At 68.9% G+C, this 235-nt stretch carries 1 pseudogene; it reads left to right on the top strand.

Going from position 1 to position 235, the window contains the following annotated elements:
* Positions 1 to 22 precede the first annotated feature (22 nt).
* Positions 23 to 235 (top strand): annotated as a pseudogene (locus SB772_RS45655) (NAD(P)-dependent alcohol dehydrogenase); the annotation flags it as partial.

Raw genomic sequence — 235 nt, 5'->3', positions numbered from 1 at the left:
CCGCGGCCGCTCGCTCCGTACGATGGGCACCTGTCTCGCCGCGCCGCCACATGGCGCGGCGGCAGTCTGTTTCGCCGGATGTTTTCCCGGACAAGGAGCCCCCTGCATGAGCACAACCTACGCTTACGCGGCGACCGATGCGCAATCGCCGCTCGCCCCGTTCGAATTCCAGCGCCGCGCGCTGCGCGACCTCGACGTCCAGATCGAGGTGCTCTACTGCGGCGTCTGCCACTCG

The sequence above is a fragment of the Paraburkholderia sp. SIMBA_030 genome, assembly GCF_046535245.1.
Lineage (GTDB): Bacteria > Pseudomonadota > Gammaproteobacteria > Burkholderiales > Burkholderiaceae > Paraburkholderia.
Note: the sequence above shows the minus strand (reverse complement) of the source record. Positions and strands in the feature narration are given on the sequence as shown.